The organism is Geobacillus sp. YF-1 (genome assembly GCF_052692335.1).
In genome coordinates this window covers 793,983-814,433 of record NZ_CP199850.1, presented here as the reverse complement: position 1 = coordinate 814,433, position 20,451 = coordinate 793,983, and the positions used below count along the sequence as shown (strand labels likewise).

General features: G+C 53.0%; 15 protein-coding genes and 4 pseudogenes. 1 reads left to right on the top strand and 18 read right to left on the bottom strand.

Annotated elements, in window-relative coordinates:
• Positions 1 to 5: 5 nt before the first annotated feature.
• The 10 genes from ACTVIM_RS04105 to argC form a co-directional block, all read right to left on the bottom strand.
• Positions 6 to 578: a TetR/AcrR family transcriptional regulator gene (locus ACTVIM_RS04105; protein ID WP_445613733.1), complete on the bottom strand. Its 573-nt coding sequence runs from the start codon at positions 576 to 578 to the stop codon at positions 6 to 8.
• 132 nt (positions 579 to 710) lie between these two features.
• Complete coding sequence (gene clpB / locus ACTVIM_RS04100; RefSeq protein WP_445613732.1) at positions 711 to 3,299, bottom strand: ATP-dependent chaperone ClpB; 2,589 nt, start codon at positions 3,297 to 3,299, stop codon at positions 711 to 713.
• 113 nt (positions 3,300 to 3,412) lie between these two features.
• Complete coding sequence (locus ACTVIM_RS04095; protein ID WP_031405116.1) at positions 3,413 to 3,592, bottom strand: YjzC family protein; 180 nt, start codon at positions 3,590 to 3,592, stop codon at positions 3,413 to 3,415.
• 191 nt (positions 3,593 to 3,783) lie between these two features.
• A complete protein-coding gene (gene argF / locus ACTVIM_RS04090) occupies positions 3,784 to 4,722 on the bottom strand; it encodes an ornithine carbamoyltransferase (RefSeq protein ID WP_031405118.1) in 939 nt (312 codons plus the stop codon).
• The gene (locus ACTVIM_RS04085) at positions 4,719 to 7,847 is read right to left on the bottom strand and encodes a carbamoyl phosphate synthase large subunit (RefSeq protein WP_445613731.1); all 3,129 of its coding nucleotides are present in this window, start codon (positions 7,845 to 7,847) and stop codon (positions 4,719 to 4,721) included. Before ACTVIM_RS04085 ends, argF begins: the two co-directional genes overlap by 4 nt.
• The gene (locus ACTVIM_RS04080; RefSeq protein WP_445613730.1) at positions 7,840 to 8,904 is read right to left on the bottom strand and encodes a carbamoyl phosphate synthase small subunit; all 1,065 of its coding nucleotides are present in this window, start codon (positions 8,902 to 8,904) and stop codon (positions 7,840 to 7,842) included. The genes ACTVIM_RS04085 and ACTVIM_RS04080 overlap by 8 nt, the downstream gene beginning before the upstream one ends.
• A gap of 76 nt (positions 8,905 to 8,980) precedes the next feature.
• Entirely contained in the window at positions 8,981 to 10,153 is a 1,173-nt protein-coding gene (locus tag ACTVIM_RS04075) for an acetylornithine transaminase (protein WP_445613729.1), read from the bottom strand.
• Positions 10,150 to 10,935 (bottom strand): acetylglutamate kinase, encoded by a 786-nt coding sequence (argB, locus tag ACTVIM_RS04070; protein ID WP_031405127.1) that lies wholly within the window; start codon positions 10,933 to 10,935, stop codon positions 10,150 to 10,152. The genes ACTVIM_RS04075 and argB overlap by 4 nt, the downstream gene beginning before the upstream one ends.
• A 12-nt stretch (positions 10,936 to 10,947) precedes the next feature.
• Positions 10,948 to 12,180 (bottom strand): bifunctional ornithine acetyltransferase/N-acetylglutamate synthase, encoded by a 1,233-nt coding sequence (argJ, locus tag ACTVIM_RS04065; RefSeq protein WP_445613728.1) that lies wholly within the window; start codon positions 12,178 to 12,180, stop codon positions 10,948 to 10,950.
• Positions 12,181 to 12,196: 16 nt separating this feature from the next.
• A complete protein-coding gene (gene argC, locus ACTVIM_RS04060; RefSeq protein ID WP_445613727.1) occupies positions 12,197 to 13,231 on the bottom strand; it encodes an N-acetyl-gamma-glutamyl-phosphate reductase in 1,035 nt (344 codons plus the stop codon).
• Positions 13,232 to 13,555: 324 nt separating this feature from the next.
• Between argC and ACTVIM_RS04055 the strand changes: the two genes are divergently transcribed.
• Positions 13,556 to 14,242 (top strand): Crp/Fnr family transcriptional regulator, encoded by a 687-nt coding sequence (locus ACTVIM_RS04055; RefSeq protein ID WP_445613725.1) that lies wholly within the window; start codon positions 13,556 to 13,558, stop codon positions 14,240 to 14,242.
• Here the strand turns inward: ACTVIM_RS04055 and ACTVIM_RS04050 are convergent.
• From ACTVIM_RS04050 to ACTVIM_RS04015, 8 genes and pseudogenes are all read right to left on the bottom strand, one after another.
• Positions 14,170 to 14,829: pseudogene (locus tag ACTVIM_RS04050) on the bottom strand (RHS repeat domain-containing protein); the annotation flags it as partial. The gene ACTVIM_RS04055 and the pseudogene ACTVIM_RS04050 sit on opposite strands and share 73 nt — an antisense overlap.
• Positions 14,830 to 14,891: 62 nt before the next feature.
• Positions 14,892 to 15,164, bottom strand: a pseudogene (locus ACTVIM_RS04045) (IS701 family transposase); the annotation flags it as partial.
• Positions 15,165 to 15,231: 67 nt separating this feature from the next.
• Positions 15,232 to 15,984, bottom strand: a complete 753-nt coding sequence (gene istB / locus ACTVIM_RS04040; RefSeq protein ID WP_445612972.1) for an IS21-like element helper ATPase IstB — start codon at positions 15,982 to 15,984, stop codon at positions 15,232 to 15,234.
• Positions 15,981 to 17,486: an IS21 family transposase gene (istA, locus tag ACTVIM_RS04035; RefSeq protein WP_445612379.1), complete on the bottom strand. Its 1,506-nt coding sequence runs from the start codon at positions 17,484 to 17,486 to the stop codon at positions 15,981 to 15,983. The genes istB and istA overlap by 4 nt, the downstream gene beginning before the upstream one ends.
• A 142-nt stretch (positions 17,487 to 17,628) precedes the next feature.
• Positions 17,629 to 18,549: pseudogene (locus ACTVIM_RS04030) on the bottom strand (IS701 family transposase); the annotation flags it as partial.
• Positions 18,550 to 18,666: 117 nt separating this feature from the next.
• Positions 18,667 to 18,921: pseudogene (locus tag ACTVIM_RS04025) on the bottom strand (hypothetical protein); the annotation flags it as partial.
• A gap of 210 nt (positions 18,922 to 19,131) precedes the next feature.
• Positions 19,132 to 19,431, bottom strand: coding sequence for an Imm8 family immunity protein (locus ACTVIM_RS04020; protein ID WP_445613724.1), 300 nt, complete (start codon positions 19,429 to 19,431; stop codon positions 19,132 to 19,134).
• 357 nt (positions 19,432 to 19,788) lie between these two features.
• Complete coding sequence (locus ACTVIM_RS04015; RefSeq protein ID WP_445613723.1) at positions 19,789 to 20,409, bottom strand: hypothetical protein; 621 nt, start codon at positions 20,407 to 20,409, stop codon at positions 19,789 to 19,791.
• Positions 20,410 to 20,451: the final 42 nt, after the last annotated feature.

Sequence of the window (20,451 nt, the reverse complement as noted above, 5' to 3'; positions counted from 1 at the left end):
TGTTGTCAATTTCCGTTCAACACACCGTGCATAATGATTTCGCGAATGCTTTCCGCCCATTCCGCCAACGAAATACCGGGAAAATGAGGGACCGCTGCGGACTGGAAAATATACCCTAGAACCACCCGATCAGGAAGATGCGGTTTCATTTTCCCTTCCCGTTTTCCTCGCTGAATCACCGGCTGCACTTCGTCATACATCCGCTCGTGAAATTGCGCGAGACGGCGTTTGTTTTCCTTCACTTTCGGGTGAGTCTCGGGAATTTTCTTTCCGATGGCAATCATCTCATGTAGGTCATCGTGGTATAAAATCAAATCGAGCAAAAAGCGAAATTGCTCTTCAAACGCTGGAAAATCGTGAATGCGGGTGAGCTTTTCAAACACTTGTTCCATTTCGTCGACCATATAGGCGGTGATCAATTCCTCTTTGTTCTCGAAATATTTGTAAATGGCGCTGCGCGCGACTCCGAGCCGATCAGCGAGCAGGCCGAACGTAAATCCTTCGTATCCGTGTTCGAGAAGAAGTTGTTTCGTTTGGGCAAACAGTTCTGTCAGCGAAATCTTCCGTTCCCGTGCCACCCGGAAGCCCTCCTTTCGCTCCCCATTATACGCCCACCGCCCGACGAAGAAAAGAAGCCCCCACCACCGTTGGGGCTTCTTTTTCTCCGGCAGGCACATGTTCCTCTTTTACTTGCAGAGCCGCAGCCGCGCTCACGAAGACGGCCGGATGATGATCGTGCCGTCTTCGACATCGACCGTCACGGCGCTATGTTCTTTCACCTGCCCAGCGATCAACGCTTTGGCGAGAGGCGTTTCGATTTGTTTTTGCATAAACCGTTTGAGCGGTCGGGCGCCGTATACCGGGTCGAAGCCCGCTTCGGCGATGTATTGCTTCGCCGCTTCGGTCAGCGCGAGCTCGATATGCCGATCGGCCAAACGGCCCGACAATTCGCGGGCGAATTTGTCGACGATGCCTTTTACTTCGTTCATCGACAACGGCTTGAACAAGACGATATCGTCGATGCGGTTTAAAAACTCGGGGCGGAAATGGGCGCGCAATTGGCCAAGCACTTCGTTGCGCGTGCCCTCATCGATGCCGCCCTCTTTGTTTTCCAACAACAGCGGCGAGCCGATGTTCGATGTCATGATGACGACCGTGTTTTTAAAATCGACCGTCCGCCCGTGCGAATCGGTGAGCCGCCCGTCATCGAGCAACTGCAGCAGGATGTTGAACACGTCCGGATGCGCTTTTTCGATTTCATCAAACAACAGAACGGAATATGGCTTGCGCCGCACCGCCTCGGTCAGCTGGCCGCCTTCCTCATAGCCGACATAGCCGGGCGGCGCTCCGATCAAGCGGGAGACAGCGTGTTTTTCCATATACTCGGACATGTCCAGACGAATCAGTTGCTCCTCACTGTCAAACAGCGCTTCGGCGAGCGCTTTGGCCAGTTCCGTTTTGCCGACGCCGGTCGGTCCAAGAAACAAAAACGAACCGATCGGACGGTGTGGATCTTTCAAGCCGGCGCGCGCCCGCAAGATGGCATCGGCGACGAGCCCGACCGCCTCCTCTTGACCGATGACCCGCCTGTGCAGCCATTCATGAAGGCGAAGCAGCTTTTCCCGCTCCCCTTCAACAAGGCGAGTGAGCGGAATGCCCGTCCAACGCGACACGATTTCGGCAATCTCTTCTTCCGTCACTTCCTCACGCAGCAATTTCCCTTCACTTTGCTCACTGATTTCTTGCTCAAGCTGTTTGAGTTGCTTTTCCAGCTGCGGAATGCGGCCATGGCGAAGCTCGGCCGCCTTGTTTAAATCATAGTCGTTTTCCGCCTCTTCCAGTTCGCGTTTGGCCCGCTCGAGCGCCTCGCGCAGGCGGCGGACGCGGTCAAGCGCTTCTTTTTCCTGCTGCCATTGCGCTTTCATGGCGTTCGCTTTTTCGCGCAAATCAGCGAGTTCTTTTTGCAATGCCGCAAGCCGTGCGCGGCTCGCTTCATCCGTTTCTTTGCTTAAGGCCGCCTCTTCAATCTCGAGCTGCATGACGCGGCGCATCACTTCATCGAGTTCGGACGGCATCGAATCCATTTCCGTGCGGATCGTCGCGCACGCTTCATCGACCAAATCAATCGCTTTGTCAGGCAAAAAGCGGTCAGAGATGTAACGGTCGGACAACACCGCAGCCGCAACGAGCGCGCGATCGTGAATTTTCACGCCATGGTGCACTTCGTACCGCTCTTTCAACCCGCGCAAAATCGAAATCGTGTCTTCGACGCTTGGCTCTTGGACCAATACTTGTTGGAAGCGGCGCTCGAGCGCCGGGTCTTTTTCGATGTATTGCCGGTACTCATCAAGCGTCGTCGCTCCGATGCAGCGCAGCTCGCCGCGGGCGAGCATCGGCTTTAACATATTGCCGGCGTCCATCGCCCCCTCGGCCCGGCCGGCGCCGACGATCGTATGCAGCTCGTCAATGAACAAAATGATGCGGCCGTCGCTTTTTTTGATTTCATTGAGCACCGCTTTCAGCCGCTCTTCAAATTCACCGCGAAACTTCGCTCCAGCAACGAGCGCGCTCATATCAAGCGCGAAAATCGTTTTGTCTTTCAAGCCTTCCGGGACATCTTTGCGCACGATGCGCTGGGCGAGCCCTTCCACAATGGCCGTTTTCCCGACGCCCGGCTCGCCGATCAACACCGGATTGTTTTTCGTTTTGCGCGACAAAATGCGGATGACACGGCGAATTTCACTGTCGCGGCCGATGACCGGGTCGATTTTCCCTGCTCTGGCTTCCGCTACTAAATCGCGTCCGTATTTGGTCAATGCCTCGTACGTCGCCTCTGGATTCGGACTTGTCACGCGTTGATTCCCCCTTACTTTTGTCAGTGCGGCCAACAGCGCTTCACGCGTCACCCCAAACGGCGCCAGCTGCCGGGCGACCGGCTCGGCGCCGCGAGGCAACGCGAGCAGCACATGTTCAACCGATATGTACTCGTCTTGCATCCGTTTTGCTTCCGCTTCGGCTTCCTCAAGCAGCCGCGCCAACGCCGGCGCGATGTACAGCTGTCCTTCTGCCGCCCCATGCACTTCCGGTTTTTGCCGAAGCTGGTGGCGCAGCCAGTCAGCGGCCTTTTCTTTGTCAGCGCCCGAAAGCGCCAACAACCGCGACACCAAGCCGCCTTCTTGGTCAAAGAGCGCCAACAGCAAGTGCTCGACATCGAGCTGTTGATGATGCCGTTCCTTGGCGAGCGATTGCGCCGCCACGAACGCCTCTTGCAGTTTTTCCGTCAAACGGCTTGCATCCATGCCGTTCCCTCCATTTGACCTTTTTTGACTATAAATGATTATAGCGGATCCACCGCCCGGTAAGCAAACGAAAAGCCACCCCGCGCTGGGAATGGCTTTTCGTTTCATCGGCCTTACGGCTTGCGCAAATACGTCCAATGCCGGTTATGGTTCGACGTTTCCGGAAACGTGTCACCGGCTTTCAGTTTCAGCTTTTTTGGATGTTTTACATTGTCTCCCGTTTCGCCAATCTCAATGTAAATGCCGTTGTTCGGCGCTTTGTCTCCCGGCTTAAAATGGCGCGGTTGACCCATTGGTTTCATCCCCCTTGCTTCGATTGCATTTGTTAGCATTCCCGGTTTCGCCGCTGTTCATAAGAAGGGAAATGATGGGGCCGCCGCACACGGAACGCCAAGCCTTTGACAAGGAAAAAGGGTTCCCCTCCGGAAATCCTTTTTCCTTAGGAAGAGCGAAAAAGGAACTCCCGAAGCGGGAATTCCTTTTTCTATAGGATCGACACTAAAATCGCTTTTTGAGCATGAAGCCGGTTGCCGGCCTGCTCAAAGACGAACGAGTTCGGTCCGTCTATAACGCCGGCGGTCACTTCCTCGCCGCGGTGGGCCGGCAGGCAGTGCAAAAAGAGGTAATCGGGTTTGGCCGCTTTGACGAGCTCTTCATTCACTTGGTACGGCTGAAACACGCGAAGCCGCTCGGCGCTTTCGCTCTCTTGGCCCATGCTCGTCCAGACATCGGTATAAATCGCATCAGCCCCCGCCACCGCCTCAAGCGGGTCGTGGGTCACCGTGACGGCGGCGCCCGTTTTTTCCCCTATTTGGCGCGCCGCCTCCACATAGGCGGCTTTTGGTTCATAGCCGGGCGGACAGGCGATGGCCACATCCATGCCCACTTTCGCCGCGGCTGCTAGGAGCGCGTTGGCGACGTTGTTGCCGTCGCCGACATAGGCGAGCTTGACGCCTTGGAACGTTTTCTTCACTTCATAAATCGTCAGCAAATCCGCCAGCGCTTGGCACGGATGGTCGTCATCGGTCAAGCCGTTGATGACCGGAACCGACGCGTATTCCGCCAATTCTTCGACCTTTTCGTGGGCAAACGTCCGGATCATCATGACATCGACGTATTGCGATAAGACTCGCGCCGTATCGGCGATCGTTTCGCCGCGGCCGAGCTGCAGGTCGTTGCCGTTCAAGTAGAGCGCTTGGCCGCCGAGCTGGATCATGCCGACTTCAAACGACACGCGCGTGCGCGTTGACGGCTTTTCAAAAATCATCGCCATCGTTTTGCCGACAAGCGGCGTATACGGAATCCCTGCTTTTTGTTTCGCCTTTAAGTCGGCGGCGAGCGCCAACAAATCGAAAATTTCATCTGTGGAAAAATCAAGAAGCGTTAACACATCTCTTCCTTTCAGTGACATGACTGCATTCATAAAATCACCGCCTGTTCTGCCTGTTTTTTCTTTTCCAGCCAGCTTTGGATCGGCTGCACATCGAGCTGATCGACAGCGAGCGCCTGCAAGAAGAGCTTCAACGTCTCGGGCTCTGTGAAGACGAGCAATTGTCGGGACAACGCAGCCATTCGTTTCGGCGCCTCGCCTTCCTCTTTGCCCAAGTCGATCACCGCCAGCGCCGCATCGCGTTTCACCCACTCAGCAAACGGGAGCTCGGACACCATCACCAGCTGTTTCGCTTCGATTTCCGCCGCCAGCGCTTCATCGATGCCGCCGATGACGTACATTTCATTGGCGTTCGCTTTCTTTTGCAAGTAGGCGTAAAACGCCTTGTACGCCGCTTCTTCCTTCGTCGCGGCGATGCTGATGCCTTCGCCGGTCGATTTCATTTCCGGCCCAACGGTCGGGTCAACGCCCGGCAGTTTGTACGTGGAAAATACCGGGTATTTCAACACAACGTACGGCATGACCGCCAATTTACGCATGTTTTCATCGACCATGTCGACAAGCGATTTCCCAAGCAATAATTTTGTCGCAATTTGTGCCAGCGGCACGCCGGTCGTTTTGCTGACGATCGGCACCGTCCGGCTCGCGCGCGGATTGACTTCAAGCACATACACATGGCCATCGGCAATGACATATTGAATGTTCATGATTCCTTTGAAGCCGAGTTTATTGGCAATCCGGCCCGCATAGTCGATGATTTTCGCTTTTTCTTCGTCTGTGAGCGTCTGCGCCGGCAGCCAAGCGTAGCTGTCGCCGGAGTGGACGCCGGCTTTTTCGACATGTTCGATGATCGTCGGCAGCAACAGGTCCGTTCCGTCTGTCACGATGTCTGCCTCCGCCTCTTTCCCGTCCAAATACGCATCGATCAAAATCGGATACGTCAACTCACCTTGTTCGATCAACGCGGCAAGCTGGATCTCGTTCCGGACGATGAACATGCCGCGGCCGCCGATCACATACGACGGGCGGAGCAGCACCGGATAGCCGATCTCGGCCGCTTTGGCGGCGAGCTCTTCAGCGTTGTTCGCCATCAAGCCGGGAACGTGCGGAATGTCAAGCTCCTCAAGCAACTGGTAAAAACGGTCGCGATCTTCCAGCTGGTCAATGATCTCGTAGGTGACGCCAAGCAGCGGCACACCGGCTTCCTCGAGTCCTTTGGCCAAATTGATCGCCGTCTGGCCGCCGAATTGAACAATGATATGCTTGATTTGTTCGGCTTCCATGACATCGAGGACGCTCTCTAAGGTCAATGGCTCAAAGTACAGGCGGTCAGCGACGGCAAAATCGGTCGACACCGTTTCCGGATTGTTGTTGATCATCACCGTCTCATACCCTTCTTGTTGCAACGCGAACACGCTGTGAACAGAGCTGTAATCAAACTCAATCCCTTGGCCGATGCGAATCGGTCCGGCGCCGATGATCAGCACTTTCTCCTTGCCGCTCGCTTTCTTCCGCTCGTCTTCGCCAAAATACGTTGAGTAGTAGTAATCCGTTTCCGAATGGAACTCGGCCGCACACGTGTCAACCATTTTGTACGACGGCACGATGCCAAGCTCTTTCCGCTTGCGGCGCACGTCAAGCTCGGTCACGCCCCACGTTTCGGCCAAAAAGGCGTCGCTGCATCCTTTTTCTTTCAAAAAGCGGAAGGTCGCTTCATCGATTGTGTCGAACGTCGTTGCCGCGGCTTGCTTCTCAAGGGCGACAAGCCGTTCGAACGAACAAAGGAAAAAGCGGTCGATTTTCGTCCATGTGTGAATGTCTTCGACCGTCACCCCGCGGCGGAGCAGTTCCAAGATAGCGAAAAAGCGGCGGTCGTCTTTGTCAACAAGCAGTTGTTTCAGCTCATCATTCGTTTTCGCCGCAAGTTCCGGCCAAAACAGCCCGTTGTTTTTGCCTTCAAGCGACTGTACCGCTTTTTGGAACGCTCGCTCCATGTTGCGGTCGATCGCCATCACTTCTCCGGTCGCCTTCATCTGCGTGCCGAGCTTGCGGTCGGCGTGCGGAAATTTGTCAAACGGCAAGCGCGGAAACTTGACGACGACATAATCCAAGGCTGGCTCGAAGCTGGCATACGTCGTTTTCGTCACCGGATTGACGAGCTCGGCCAGCGTATAGCCGACAGCCAGCTTGGCGGCGATGCGGGCGATCGGATAGCCGGTCGCTTTCGAGGCGAGCGCTGACGAACGGCTGACGCGCGGGTTGACTTCGATTAAGTAGTATTGCTTGCTGTTCGGATCAAGGGCGAATTGAATGTTGCAGCCGCCGATGATCCCTAAGGCCGAAATGATTTTCACCGCTGAAGAACGAAGCATTTGGTATTCCTCATCCGTCAGCGTCTGCGACGGCGCGACGACGATCGAATCGCCGGTATGGATGCCGACGGGATCAACGTTTTCCATATTGCAAACCGTGATGCACGTATTCGATTGGTCGCGCATCACTTCATATTCAATCTCTTTAAATCCGGCGACGCTCCGCTCGATTAAACATTGGCGAATCGGGCTTTCGGTCAAGCCTTTTTCCACGAGCGCAATGAACTGCTCCATGTTGTCGGCAATGCCGCCGCCCGTCCCACCGAGCGTATAGGCGGGACGAATAATGATCGGAAAACCGATTTTTTCGGCAAACGCGACCGCTTCTTCGACGCTTGTGACAATTTCGCTCTCCGGCACCGGTTCGCCAAGCTCCTGCATCAGCGCGCGGAACGCTTCGCGGTCTTCTCCGCGCTGAATGGCTTCAATCGGTGTTCCGAGCAGTCTCACCCCGTATGTTTCCAGCACGCCGGCTTCATGCAGCTGAAACGCTAAGTTGAGCCCAGTCTGGCCGCCGAATGTGGCCAGCAGCCCATCCGGCCGTTCCTTGGCGATGATCGCTTCGACGGCGTCGACGGTGAGCGGTTCGAAATAGACGGCATCGGCGTGGACGTCATCGGTCATGATCGTTGCCGGATTGTTGTTCACTAAAATGACGCGGTATCCTTCTTCTTTTAAGGCGATGCACGCCTGCGTGCCGGAATAGTCAAACTCAGCCGCTTGGCCGATGACGATCGGCCCCGACCCGATCAGGAGAATCGATTGAAGCGAGGAATCTTTAGGCATAGACTTTCTCTCCCTTTGCGACGGTTTGCAAAAACTCATCGAAAATATAGCCGGTATCGTGCGGCCCCGGATGCGCCTCCGGATGGTATTGCACCGATAAAATCGGCTTATGGCGATGGATCATCCCTTCGATGGAGCCGTCGTTGACGTTGATGAAGCGAATGGCAAACGGTGTGGCCGCCAAACTGCCCTCTTTGACAACATAGCTATGGTTTTGCGATGTCATGACGACGTTTTGTTTCACCGCGTCCCACACCGGCTGATTCGCTCCGCGATGACCGAAGCGGAGCTTTTCCGTATCCGCCCCGTACGCCAGGGCGACAAGCTGATGGCCAAGGCAGATGGCGAGCGTCGGATACCGATCGATCAGCTGGCGAATAACGGGAAGCTGATGGCGCAGCTGTTTCGGATCGCCAGGGCCGTTGGAAAGGACAAGCCCATCCGGCTTGAGCGCCTCAATCGCTTCCGGCGTCGTATCGTGCGGCACGACCGTCACTTGGCAGCCGCGCGCAACGAGCGAGCGCAAAATCGATTTTTTATAGCCGAAATCGAGGAGCACAATATGCGGCCCCCCGCGGCCATACGTCTCCATTCGTTTCGTCGATACAGCGCGCACCGGGAACGCTGCTTCTTCACGGAAGACAGAGGGAACGGACGACAAGCTTAACTCCGCCATCATCGTCCCTTCGGTGCGGATTTCTTTGACAAGGGCGCGCGTATCGACATGGGTGAGCAGCGGAATGTTCCAATGCCGCAAATATTCTGCTAGGCCGTATTTCGCCCCGTAATGAAACCCTTCACGGCTCGCCTCGTAGACGATGACTGCCTCCACATGCGGGCGCTTGCTTTCAAAGTCTTCTTCATTGATGCCATAATTGCCGATGAGCGGATACGTAAAGACGATCATTTGATTTTTATACGACGGATCGGTCAGCACCTCTTGGTACCCGGTCATGCCGGTGAAAAAGACGATCTCCCCGCTCACCTTTTCCGCCAGCGGAACGGCGAGCTCGCCGCTGAACGTTTTTCCGCTGGCCAGATGCAAGTACGCTTTCATTGGCGCCACCTCATCGTTTGATTTTTATAACCGTTATGGAATTTTTATGCATGAACAGGAATAAAAATGAGCCCCTTCAACCATCAGGTGACAACACGGCCGACGCCTCCGCGTTTTTCAACACCGCTGCCAACATGTCGACCGCTCGATCGATTTCCGCTTTCGTGACGACAAGCGGCGGCAGCAGGCGGATCACCTTTGGTCCGGCCGGCAAAACAAGCAGGCCGTTTTCATGGACCAGCGGCAAAAGCGGCCCGACGTCCATTTGACATTCCACACCGACGAGCAGTCCGAGCCCGCGCACGTCCGTGACGATGTCAAGCGGGGAGAGCGCCTCGTTTAACCGTCCGAGCAAGTAGCTCCCCTTTTCTTGCACCTCTTGCAAAAACGCCGGATCGAACACGACCTCAAGCGTCGCCTTGGCGGCGGCCATCGCGATCGGGTTGCCGCCAAACGTCGATCCGTGCACCCCAGGACCGAACGACTCCTTTAAAAACGCCTTGCCGATCATCGCACCGACCGGAATGCCGCTGCCAAGTCCTTTGGCGACCGTCATGATATCCGGCTCAATGCCAAAATGCTGGTAAGCAAACGGCTTCCCGGTCCGGCCGATGCCGGTTTGCACTTCGTCAATGATCAGGAGCGCGCCGTATGTTTGGCACAGCTCGGCCGCCGCTTGCAAAAACGCCGGATCGATCGGGCGGACGCCCCCTTCGCCTTGAACGATCTCAAGCATCACCGCCGCGATCTCATCGCTCATGGCTTCTTTCAGCGCAGCCACATCATTGAACGGCAAATGGATAAATTCCGGAAGGAGCGGTCCGAATCCGCTATGCACTTTCTCCTGCCCGGTCGCCGCCATCGTCGCAAACGTCCGGCCGTGAAACGATTGCTGGAACGTAATCACTTTGTGCCTTCCCGTATGTTTGCGCGCCAGCTTTAACGCCGCTTCGTTTGCCTCGGCCCCGCTGTTGCAGAAAAAGACGCAATCTCCGGCGCTATGAGCGACAAGCAAGGAAGCGACTTCTTCCTGAATCGGGATCGTAAACAGATTCGATACGTGCCAATATTGGTTGAGCTGTTGTTCAATCGCCTGTTGGACGTGCGGATGACGATGGCCGAGGTTGCAAACAGCAATGCCGGAAACGAAATCGAGATATCGTTTTCCGTTGACATCGGTCACCACCGTGCCTTCCGCCGATTGCACAGCAATCTTCCAGCGGTTGTATGTCGGAAACAGCGCGCTCATGATGAGTAGACCCCCACTTCGTTTTCTTTTCGAATCGTTGTCCCATGCCATCTTCCTTGTTCATAAAACGGCGTTTTGCCGCTGACGATCACCACTTCCGGCAGCGCATCGGACAAGGCGGAGAGCGCTGCCTTCACTTTCGGGATCATCCCTCCGGTGATGACGCCGGCTTCGAGCAACTGCTCGACCATCTCCGCTGTCGCTTCCTCGACGAGCGCGCCGTCTTGCAAAATGCCGGGCACGTTCGTCACAAAGGCGAGCTGGCTCGCGCCGATGGCTGCTGCCACCGCCCCGGCCGCCGTGTCGGCGTTAATGTTGTACGTTTGCCCGCTTTGGTCGATGCCAAGCGGGGAAATAACTGGGATGTAGCCCGCTTCAAGCAGCGTACGCAAAAGACGGGAACGAACCGTTTTCACCCGGCCGACATAGCCAAGTTGATTCAAGTCAATCGGTTCCGCTTCGAGCAGCCCCCCGTCCACGCCCGAAACGCCGACCGCCGGCAAGCCGCGCTGGGTGAGCATGGCGACGAGCTGTTTGTTCACTTGGCCCGAGAGCACCATTTCTACAACGGCAAGCACGTCTTTGGTCGTTTTCCGCAAGCCGTTGACAAACTCGCTCGGCACCGCCAGTTTTTTCAACATTCGCCCGATTTCCGGGCCGCCGCCGTGAACGATGACGACATTCATCCCTTGTTCGCGCATCGTTTTCACGCTGGCAAAAAAGGCGGGAGACAGCTCATCAAGCACGCTGCCGCCGCATTTGATCACGACCGTGTTCCCCATTTCTCTCTCCCCTTATGTCCGGTAGCTGGCGTTAATTTTCACGTAATCGTACGTCAAGTCGCAGCCCCAAGCGATCCCAACACCATCGCCGATATGAAGATCGACGTCAATGACGATCATGTCGTTTTTCAGGTAGGCGGCCGCTTCCTCTTCGGAAAACGGCTGCGGCTCGCTCCCTTTCAACATCACGATCGGCCCGATGGCGACATCGACGTTGTCGGGGTTCACGTCGGCATCCGCATAGCCGATCGCGCCGATGATTCGCCCCCAGTTGGCGTCTGCGCCGTAAACGGCCGTTTTCACCAAGTTGGAGCCGACGATTTGCTTGGCGATTTTTTTCGCTTCGTCATCCGTTTTCGCGCCGCGCACGCGCACTTCAATGAGCTTTGTCGCTCCCTCGCCGTCTCTCGCAATTTGTTTGGCCAAGTCCTCGCACGTTTTTCGCAGCGCTTCGTAAAAGTTCCCCCAATCCGGATGATCGGGCGTCAGCTCGTGATTCCCAGCCAAGCCGCTTGCCATGACGATGACCATATCGTTCGTCGACGTATCGCCGTCGACCGTAATTTGGTTAAACGAAACGTCCGTAGCCGCTCGCAGCGCCGCCTGCAGCACCGGCGGCGAAATATTGGCATCGGTCGTAATGAACGCAAGCATCGTCGCCATGTTCGGGTGAATCATCCCCGACCCTTTCGCCGCCCCGCCGACTGTAACCGTCTTGCCGTCGATTGTCGTTTGATAGCACGCATGCTTCATCACCGTATCGGTCGTTAAAATGGCGGTTTGAAACGCTTCAGCATCCGCCATTGTCGCTCCTGGGACAAGCGTTTCGATGCCGGCGCGAATTTTCTCCATCGGCAAATATTCCCCGATCACGCCCGTTGAAGCGACGGCCACACGATGCGGCGCCAGGCCGAATTGTTTCGCGCACAGGTCGCGCATTTCATACGCATCGCGAAGCCCTTGCGCACCGGTGCAGGCGTTCGCGCAGGCGCTGTTGACGATGACCGCCTGCAATGTTTGCTCGACCGCAAGGCTTTCTTGCGTCACTTTCAGCGGCGCGGCCTGAAAATGGCTTTGGGTATACACCGCGGCGGCCGAAGCTGGCACGTCGCAAATAATGACTCCTAAATCGTTTTTCGAATAACGCAGCCCGGCTTGCACTCCAGCCGCTTGAAATCCTTTCGGCGTGACGATCGTTCCATCGGCAAGCGCCGTCACTTGCGCCGTTTGTTTCGTCATTGTCATCGTTCGTTCCCCTTCCTCACGGATAGATCGGCAAGGATGGGAGGCCCACAGCCTCATCCCACCCCATCATCAAATTGAAGTTTTGCACCGCCTGCCCGGCCGCCCCTTTCATCAAGTTATCGATCACCGCCACGACCGTCACCCGTCCCGTCCGCTCATCATAGGCGAGGCCGATGTCGCAATAGTTCGAGCCGTACACTTCTTTCGTTGCCGGAAACTGTCCCGGCTTGCGAATGCGGACAAACGGCGAATCTTCGTAACTTGTTTTATATAAATCTAGTAAATCGCTAAGGGAAAGCGGCTGTTTCGCCTTCGCGTACATCGTCGCCATAATGCCTCTTGTCATCGGGATCAAATGGGTGCTGAACGTGATCGGCTCCATCGCCTCGTTCCACGTTCCGAGCATTTGTTCAATTTCCGGAATGTGCTGATGGGCATTCACTTTATAAATTTTCACGTTTTCGTTGACTTCGGAAAAATGCGTCCCGAGCCCTGCTTTCCGTCCCGCACCCGACACGCCCGACTTCGCATCAACGATAATCGAGTCTTCGCTGACCCATCCTTCTCTGACAAGCGGAGCCAGACCAAGCAGCGTCGCCGTCGGATAGCAGCCCGGGTTGGATAGGAGCACGGCCTCGCGCACCGCCTCCCGATTCCACTCGGTCAGCCCGTACACCGCCCGCTCTAAATACGCAGCCGGCGCCGCCTCACGCCCGTACCATTGTGCGTACAGCGCACCGTCTCGCAAACGGAAATCGCCCGATAAGTCAATCACTTTCACTCCACGGTCAACAAGCGCCGGCGCCCACTCCCCCGACACCCCGGGCGGCGTGGCGAAAAAGACCGCATCGTAACGGGAAAGCGCCTCGATTTCAAGTTTATGCAACACCGCACCATCGACCGAACCGACGTGCGGGAAGCTTTCCGACAAATGAATCCCATCTTGCGACGACGAGTAGACGTCACAGCGGTCAACGTGCGGATGGCCGTGCAACAAGCGGAACAACTCCGCTCCGCTGTACCCCGTCGCCCCGATAATGGCCACTTTCATGACGTTCCCCCTCACCCGTATGTGCCTCATGTAGTACCCATTATAATACTGTATAAAAATAAAATCAAACGTATATTTAATAATTTTTGAGGAATTTTTTTCTGTCTCATTCACCTCCCAACGGAGCGGCCAAACCTGTTCTGACTGCACTGATGGAATCCGTTCTTTTATCCGTCCCTCATTGACTCCAGCGTACAGACGATCACGAAACATTCACCCAATGTTCAACAAGTTTTCAATCTTTCCACTATCCTTATATTGACTTCCCTCTTTTTTCCTGTACACTGTTATATAGCGACACATTCTACGCAAGGTTGTGATCGGATGAACGAGATTGAATCTCGTGAATGGCAGAAGTGGCTTACACCGCTTGGGCGCGATCTTCGCCTTGAGAAGGGAACGTACTTGTTTCAAGAAGGGGAAAAGGCAGACGAGATTTACTATATTCAATCGGGGAAAATCCAAATCAGCAAAATGGACATGGACGGACGAGAGCTGACGCTGCGCATTTGCAGCGAGGGCGATTTGATCGGCGAGCTGACGCTCTTTTGCCCCGGCGCCCGCTACATGTTGACGGCGAAAGTGTTGAAAGACAGCGTCGTTTCCGCCATTAAGCGCGAGACGCTCGAACAAGAGCTCGCCAACAACCCGAAGCTGGCCATCGAGTTCATGAAATGGATGAGCCTCCATTTCCGCAAAACGCAAACGAAATTCCGCGATTTGATTTTGCATGGCAAAAAAGGGGCGCTCTATTCCACGCTCATCCGCCTTTGCAACAGCTACGGCGTGATGAAAGAAGACGGCATTTTGATCGACCTGCCTCTTACAAACCAAGAGCTTGCCAACTTTTGCGGCACCGCCCGTGAAGTCGTCAACCGCATGCTCGGCGAGTTGCGGAAAAAAGGCGTCATCTCCGTGCAAAAAGGAAAAATTCTTGTTCACCATTTGCAATACTTGCGCGATGAGATCGCCTGCGAAGGCTGCCCACCCGAGCTGTGCAGCATTGACTGACAGGCGGGTGCGGCAAATAAAAGGGAAGGCCGTTCTCGGCGCTCAGGGGCGGCCTTTGCTTTTTTTGAAGCAAACACTCCCCTGCTGTTGAAAGCTACACTACCTATCAACGATGCACCTGCAACCATCGCCACGGCTTTCCAACCACCTTTTTTAAAGGCTTGGCATCCACCATACGCCGCAACCCCCGCGTTGACGGCAAACCAGAAGAAATGCCCATCCGGATCTATCAACATCACTAGATTGTTATTTGCGTACGTGTATCCATTGTGCGTCAAGATATCGTCCGCATCCCCCGGATCCGGATCTAGGGATAGGAACACGCCATGCGTTGGATGATAGTACCAGGCGATCAGATAATACAGACCTGTTTCGTTGTTATATTGATACCCCGCATATCGGTATGAGTTTTCCTCCGCCAAGGCGCCGGATTGGGAGAGAATATTCCCCCATGCATCATATTGATAACGGGCAACGATGTTTCCTTGTGCATCCGTCAGGGCGATGACATCGCCATGGGCGTTATAGTGGTAGAAGTACGTTGCACCACCTTTTTTCATCGCCAACAGCTGGCCGTTTTCTCCGTACTGTAGATGAGCATCTTTCATTACAATAATTTCCATGCCCTAAGAGACAAACAGGGGACCCCTTAGGCGACATGGAGCTGTTTTTTGATCACATCAATGGGAATCTCTTGCTTCGCGGCATCGTAGATGAACTCGACGACGCTGTGTCCTTTCCGAGACCGAAGAAGCTCCAGTCCGGAAGAGATGTCTTGTTGAGATTCCGCGATGCTGTATACGCAGGCGAACAGCACCACGGCCCAATACCGTTTCACCGCCCGAACGTGACGAACACGATACCCATCGAGCTTCAGCTGGTCTTTGGCCTGCCGGAAAAAGCATTCGATCGTCCAGCGCTTGTTTTTTGCAAGCAAAAAGTGCAGAGAATTGCAAGAAAAAATACATAGGCTTGCCGGCTCAATGAATTTACCTTTCAACCGAGTGAGAAGGGAGCGACTGAACGGCAGAAAGCGCATGCCGCAAGCGGTAGCTCTCACCCGTAAACGCGAGAATGTGGGCGTGATGGACCAAACGATCCACCAGCGCTGCCGTCAGGCGGTTGTCCCCAAACACTCGATTCCACTGTCCAAACTCTAAATTCGATGTCACGATGACACTTTTTCGTTCATAACAATCGGCAATGATGTGAAACAGCAGTTCCGACCCCTGCTTTTGGAAAGGTACATAGCCGAGTTCGTCCAAAATCAACAGCTCGCATGTGTCGATTTGCCGTTTGAGCCGTCCGAGGGTGCCGTCTTTTAACGCCTCTTCGAGCTGGGCGACAAGATCGGCGACACGGAAAAACCGAACTTCATGGCCCCGTTCACACGCTTTTAATCCTAATGCGGTGGCGAGATGGGTTTTTCCTGTTCCCGGCGAACCTAAAAGCAGGACGTTCTGTTTTTGCTCCAAAAAGCGAAGGTCGCAAAGTTCTTCCTTCGAGGTCGTGGTCGGCCAATGAATCTGATCCGACCATTCGTAATCTTTGAGCCATTTCAACTCCCGGAACTTCGCCTTCTTGATCAATCGAGCCTGTTTTGCTTTCTGACGGAACGACAGCTCCAACGCCAACACATCACGCAAAAACTGTTCCTTGGTCTCGTAGGCCACCTCCTCGAATCGATCCGCGATGTACGCCAAATGCAGGGCTTTACAAATCTCTTTTACATCCATCTTCATGCCCGGCTTCCCCCTTCCCTTGACGGACAAAGACGTTGATCATACACATGTAAATCGGTTTCATAGTCGACGAAAACGGAAGGGGTATAGGCTTCTTCCCATTTCGCGGGATACTCCGAACGCTTCGCCTCCATCAACACCCCGATCTCATGGGGCGCCAAATCCCACCGTTGATACTTGTCAAGCCACTGAGCGATCTCATAGACGGTGTACCGGTCCAGCAGCTTCTGCACCCCTCGAATGCGTGATGCCGTCTGTTTCGGTTGTTCCATGAAGTATTTCCTAATGGCCTCCGGTAAGTAAACTCGAAACCGCGAATACTCCACCACCCGGGGCTTTTGCGCCCATTCCGCCAAAATGTCCTTCCAAGGGAGCTCCCGTTGCTTTTTCGTGTACGGCCTTGGCGCTTCCAGGTACACCTCCCCTTCTTGGGACAAAACCATGAAACGATCCCATTCCTTTTTGACAAGGACACGGTTGGGGACCGGGATCCCATGAACCACAAACGCCTCCCCATCCACCGTTACTTCCCCGTATTTATTGACATTGGCGTGGTGGAAGGAGAAGATCGGGAGATCTCTCTCCGGCAGGACAAGCAACTCCTTTTGTTCTTCCTGCCATAATTCCTCAATGGTTCTCCCTTTTTCATAGTGGGGGCGGGCTCGATCTTCGATCATCTTGCGATGCAGCCACTCCGTCAGTTCTTCATCCCCCTCGATCAACGGAGCAGGGACAAAGCAGTGTTGCCGAGTATAGTAAACTTTCCGTTCGACATTCCCTTTTTCGTGTCCGCTATACGGATTGCATGCCTGTACGTCAAACCCATAATGAAGCCGGAATCGCTCAAATGCTTCAGTATATTGACGTTCGCCTCCTTTTCGAATCGAAACCACCGCCGCCGCCAAATTGTCGATGCGCAGTTTTCTCGGGACGCCTCCGGCCTGTCGAAAGAGCTGAGTGAGCCCGTGAAGAAAACATTCGCTGTTTTCCGCCGGCAATGGATACGCATACGCGGCGTTGCTGTACGGAAAGCTCAAAATCAGAATTGATCGGTCTTCCTCTTTTCCCTCCTTCGTCACAACGGACATGGTGCCGAAATCCACCTGCGCTTCCCCCGGAGGGTGTTCCAGCCTCTCGTAACGTTGTTCCTTCTCCAGCTTAAGCTGAGGTCTTCGTTTTTGAACGTAGGCGCAAACCGTTCGATAAGACCCTTTAAAGCCATGTTCCTGCTTTAATTGTTCGTACATCTTCTTGCTTGTCCGCCGTTGTTTTCTTGGCAGTTTGGCGTCCTCCTCCAGCCAGTCATCAATGATTTGACCGTATCCTTCTTCCTCCATCATTCCCCGTTTTCTCTTTATTTTTTGTCTGACCGAAATGTCTCCATCCGCATATTTCTTGACTGTTCTCCAGTTAAATCCCGTCCTGCGGACAATTTCGGAAAGCGATAACCCTTTCTTTTCACGCAAATGTTTGATATGATGAATTTCAGGCATTGCTAGCATCCTTTCTTTACCTCCACTGTTTTGTTCTTCACAACCTTAACAGTAGAGGGAATTTTAGGAGCTGGCAAGCCTTTTTTTTATGCCATGAAGCTCTGCACTTTTTTGTTGCAGAACTCTGTACTTTCATTTTGCACTAAACACAGCGCTGGGCATAATAACGCAAGATCTCTTCATCGCCTAGCTCCCGGTCGGTGCTCAAGACGACATGGAGATGATCTGGCGTCATCGGTTCATCCGCCTTCCAAGCCAGCAGCACCACCGCGTCATCGAGGCCATGGATCGCTCCCTCGTAGCGATACACGCGGTAACGCTCCTTCCCCACCGTGACGAGGTGGGTGTCGTTGGGCTCGATATAGCGGGCGAACTTCTTCGCTTGGATGGCGATACCTTTCGGATAGAGAATCCGGTTCGTCTTGAGCATGGCGATGACATGGAATCCTTGTTTCAGGCAGGCTTCGATGAGCGCTTGGGACGGATACCACGAATCCATGAGCACATACACCGGCTGAGCCCACTTCCCCTTGAGCGAGGAAAGCATCTCGATCGCTAGGTCGATCTTGCTTCTTCCCGCCGTCTTGTCATACAGACGAAAGGCGAACGGGAACGCTTGCGAGAAAGTATGCACCATCAGCCAAACGAGCGAATGCCCCCAAACGGATTGATGATCTTTGTGCGAGTAGTGCCAATCACACCCTTGAATGGCGCGGGCAGCCCGTGACGAAGGCTTCGTTTTTTGGCAAATCGTATCATCAATCGAAACAAAAAGGGGTTGATTCTCCTGTTTGGCGATTCGCTGGATGCGATGAAGGATCCATTGCTGGAGTTTGCGAAGCAACGTCTCTTCATCCCAAGGGCTTTTCGTGAAAAAATGGCTGAGCGTGGTTCGATGATTGGGATGAAAACTCCAGTGATGGACATCGGTCAATGTTCCCGAAAATCCCTTGGTAGTCAAGGCATCCACAATATGAACGAGATGCTTGATGACCGGTTTCGAGAAATAAAGCGCCAATCCCAGCGTCATGAAAAACTTGTGGATTCCTTGATGATGTGCTAATCTATTCATGAGACATGAACCTCCTTGTGGGTAGTTTGAGCACATCTATTTTACTCCAGGAGCTGGGTTCATGTCTCCTTTTTTGTTTAGCTGTCAATTTATGTTAGCAAATTTGCTCATCTACAGTCCGTATATATATGATCTTACCACATTTCCATCCGCATCGGTTTCATACAGAACGTTGAGGCTGTCGCCTTGGTAATGATAGTTCGTAACGACGCCATTCACGGTCTTCTGGATGCGTCGACCGTCTTCATCATATTTGTACGTCACAAACGGCGCGCTTTCGCCTTTTCGGGTGATCGCGACAAGCGGATCAGCGGCGCTCCGTTCATACCGATACTGGCCGTCTTGGAAGCGGTTGCCGTTCACATTGTGCGTGTATATCTAAGAGGCTGGTGATTTCGTGCAAAATACCGCTGAGTTCCACCCATTTCTCAATGAGAGAAACCTCGCAAAATCGGCTTTCTGTTCTGAATGAAAATGCCTCCAATTGGTGTGTGGCAACGGTTTTTCACCGGCCTTCTAAAAAATTTCTGATTTATACTTCGATTTAATTTTCATACTCCCAAATAGCGTAACGACTAATAGCTAAAGCTGTTTCGCCCCAAGTTTTTCTTGAACAATGGGCAAGTATTTTTTGAGACGATCCTCTACACTTTTGATATTAAAATCTTTCATGATAAACAATCCTCTCGCTATCTCCAATCCTGACTTTTCCACCATATTTTCTAACCTTTTTGGACTTGTAACATAAATAGTAAATACTTCAGCAGAATCCGAGTTCCCCTTGATACCAATATCCGCTTCAATTTCTATCCAAAAATCATCAACCTTCTCTCCCCAGTCTTCCTCCATTATCGTTAAACAAAACAATTCAGGGATTATCATGTATACGACTCCCTTCATGTATATAGAACTTTTCTAAGAGGCCGGTGAAAAACGGCAATTTCCTTTGATCAATGGGAAGAACGTGTGAAAAGCGATCCCAATGCTACAAAACTTTTCGATTTAAGAAATGATGCTCGAGAGCATGATGTGCCCTTTCGTCACCGCCCGTCTACATCTAGCTTCCCCCATCGCTCCGCGTTGGCTCTTCACCAAAAGTTGTACTTGATTTTTTTATCACGTACCTTACTTATGCAACCAAGAAAGAACAGGAAACGAATCATGTTTTGCATACACGTGTTCAGAGAAGTGAATCGTCTGTCAAGTACATGTTGTGGTGAGGAGCCTCCGCGTTACACATTACTTGATGCCGTTAGAATAATTTAGGAACAACGTATTAGCAATTTCTTGTGGAATTTGTTGATTTACAAAATTGAGTGCCACCCACGATAGAACTGTTTGATCAATAGAACGCCAAGTTTTTAAAATCGGCAATAAATCCGCACCATTGTTCCTATTTTGAAGCCCTAAAACACAAATCCCATAACTTCTTTCTCCCCATATTGCCCATTTCATTGAAGGAGGTAGCCAAATAATGGTATAAGAATTGTATAACAACGCATCCGCCGGACTTTCCTCAGGGCCTAATTCAAGAACATCTAAATATTCATCAGGTGATAAATGGACCGGGAGTTTCATCCAATTATAATAATTAAACTCTTTATAAAAATATTCTACTGGATTAGGGTCCAACACTGCGGTAAGGACATAATCATCTTTCGTTTCTTTAGATAATTGTTGGATTGTGCTCCAAAAATCTTCGTCCATTCCCCAGTCAAACTCTTCAAACAAAAAATAATTGAATTGTTCTCGGAATACCTGTTTAGGCAATCTATTTTCCAAATAAAACGCATCACTAGCCATTTCTATTAGCTTATTAAATTCCTTTTTATCCCTAACAAACAAAGCTTCTAAATTCACTGGAATCACCCTATTTTAACTTCTTTTGCTCCCTTTTGGATT

Excerpts from the sequence above, each read along its gene's own strand:
- istB (WP_445612972.1), bottom strand. The coding sequence starts at position 15,984 with ATGAAGATGGATGTAAAAGAGATTTGTAAAGCCCTGCATTTGGCGTAC.
- ACTVIM_RS04095 (WP_031405116.1), bottom strand. The coding sequence starts at position 3,592 with ATGGGTCAACCGCGCCATTTTAAGCCGGGAGACAAAGCGCCGAACAAC.
- argB (WP_031405127.1), bottom strand. The coding sequence starts at position 10,935 with ATGGGGAACACGGTCGTGATCAAATGCGGCGGCAGCGTGCTTGATGAG.
- argF (WP_031405118.1), bottom strand. The coding sequence starts at position 4,722 with ATGAATGCAGTCATGTCACTGAAAGGAAGAGATGTGTTAACGCTTCTT.
- clpB (WP_445613732.1), bottom strand. The coding sequence starts at position 3,299 with ATGGATGCAAGCCGTTTGACGGAAAAACTGCAAGAGGCGTTCGTGGCG.
- argC (WP_445613727.1), bottom strand. The coding sequence starts at position 13,231 with ATGAAAGTGGCCATTATCGGGGCGACGGGGTACAGCGGAGCGGAGTTG.
- istA (WP_445612379.1), bottom strand. The coding sequence starts at position 17,486 with ATGCTAGCAATGCCTGAAATTCATCATATCAAACATTTGCGTGAAAAG.
- ACTVIM_RS04055 (WP_445613725.1), top strand. The coding sequence starts at position 13,556 with ATGAACGAGATTGAATCTCGTGAATGGCAGAAGTGGCTTACACCGCTT.
- ACTVIM_RS04080 (WP_445613730.1), bottom strand. The coding sequence starts at position 8,904 with ATGAAAGCGTACTTGCATCTGGCCAGCGGAAAAACGTTCAGCGGCGAG.
- argJ (WP_445613728.1), bottom strand. The coding sequence starts at position 12,180 with ATGACAATGACGAAACAAACGGCGCAAGTGACGGCGCTTGCCGATGGA.
- ACTVIM_RS04020 (WP_445613724.1), bottom strand. The coding sequence starts at position 19,431 with ATGATAATCCCTGAATTGTTTTGTTTAACGATAATGGAGGAAGACTGG.
- ACTVIM_RS04085 (WP_445613731.1), bottom strand. The coding sequence starts at position 7,847 with ATGCCTAAAGATTCCTCGCTTCAATCGATTCTCCTGATCGGGTCGGGG.
- ACTVIM_RS04075 (WP_445613729.1), bottom strand. The coding sequence starts at position 10,153 with ATGAGCGCGCTGTTTCCGACATACAACCGCTGGAAGATTGCTGTGCAA.